General features: G+C 43.6%; 1 protein-coding gene. It reads right to left on the bottom strand.

All coding sequences use genetic code 11. The annotated features are described in order from the left end of the window. Window positions 1-214: 214 nt before the first annotated feature. The gene (locus JUF13_RS14350) at window positions 215-1438 is read right to left on the bottom strand and encodes an IS110 family RNA-guided transposase (protein WP_203640200.1); all 1224 of its coding nucleotides are present in this window, start codon (window positions 1436-1438) and stop codon (window positions 215-217) included. Between the last annotated feature and the right edge of the window lie 244 nt (window positions 1439-1682).

The raw sequence follows: 1682 nt of genomic DNA, 5'->3' as shown, positions 1-1682 counted from the left end.
TTTTTTCTACGTCTTGTCAAGAAGAATGTTGATGTGCTGGTCTTTTAAATGGTTAAGATGGTTTTGAATTCACTATCGCTTTCTGGTTTTAGGGGCTGTTCTGAGATTTGCTGGCGAAAACAGGCCAAGGAACTTGGTCTAAGATACACTTAAATAAGCCTTGGGGGTATGAAAAGTTTTTCAAGGCTGGTATGCTTATAACTATAACGAGGACTTACTTACGTTGAGGGGCAAGCTCATATGAGTAGGGTTGATTCGTTTTTACTAGATAAAGGATTGTCTTGATGAGATGATCCATTTCTTTGACGATGAGCGGCTTTTTCGGGCCGTCTCCTCGTCTTTTTTGATACCCATCTCTGATGTGACTGTCGGCCATTTTGGGATTTATCATTAGAATTATTGTCCAGTACAAAATGCGTCTGGCGTGAGGATTGCCGTGCTTAGTGATGTGCCGCGCAGATTTATGGTCACCCGAGTCCATTTCAGTTAGATCAATTCCAATAAAACTATTGAGCTGCTGGCGGGTCTTGAAGCGCCGGATATCACCCAGCTCACTGATTAAACGAATGGCGGTGCTGGCACCGAAACCAGGAATCGTTTGAAGTAGTGTGTATTCGGGGAGACTTTTGCCTAGCTCAGTCATTCGCTTGACCTGGTCTTCCTCCTGTTCCATCAAGGTAAGAACTTGTTCTGCTAGGGCTTTTGTCTGGCGAGTATTATCAGACGTAACTGGCGAACCATCGGCGTTTTTGGCGGCTAATTTCCAGAGCTTATGGGCATATTCGTGCGCTCGTTTTGGACCAATGCCTTTGAAATGCGCTGCTAATATTTTATCTTGCAATTCATTCAAGTCACTGATGTTGCGGACTAATTGGGCATGCGGGAAGAGCGCAAGCATCTTCCAGCTAATCTTGTTATCAAAGTTAAAACCATCCTTAGACTCGCCAAAAGAAGCGAATGTTAGCTGTAACACTCGGTGGGTTCGATTTCGCGCACGCTTCTTGTCCTCGTTTAATTGGTCGTAGAAGCGATTCATGTCGGTTAGTTCTCGATAGACTGGATCCTGCTTGTAGGTGAGCGCAAATGCTTCTAATTGCTCTGTGTACTCGCTGATGGCCAGTCTCTGGGCATCACGTTTATCGTTCTTACGTGTCCGAGTTCCGGTGGCGATACGATTCTTCGCGGCTAGGGGATTCAAGATGTGATAAGCCAGATGATTTTGTTGAAGAAAATATTCTAGTCGTCTTGAGTAAACACCGGTCGCTTCAAAGACAATTTCTGGCGTGCTATCGCACGCTATCATTGCCCGTTTAAGCTGCCCTAAGCCGATTACGTCTGAGGGAATGATGAACTCTTGAATCACTTGTAGATCTCTTGTGATAGCGACGTTGAGCTTGTTCTTACTAACATCAATTCCAATGATTGTTCGATTATCCATATCCTTATACCTATCCTTCTGAAGTCTTCACGTTAGTTTTAATAAGCTAGTTTTCAAAACTCGGTTTCAAGAACCTAAATACTTTGAACGCATTAATCAAAACCAGTGAAGCGGCCATTTTGTTTTTCGGTCTCAAGGACCTAAAAAGCCCACGGCCTGTCTTCACTACCACTATAAAGTAATAGAGGCATAAGAGCATCCCGTCGGATAACTCTTATGCCTCTAAGCTTAGTATTTTTGTTTT

Origin of the sequence: Levilactobacillus wangkuiensis (assembly GCF_016861605.1) — a bacterium.
Taxonomy (GTDB): Bacteria; Bacillota; Bacilli; order Lactobacillales; family Lactobacillaceae; genus Levilactobacillus; species Levilactobacillus wangkuiensis.
Note: the sequence above shows the minus strand (reverse complement) of the source record. Positions and strands in the feature narration are given on the sequence as shown.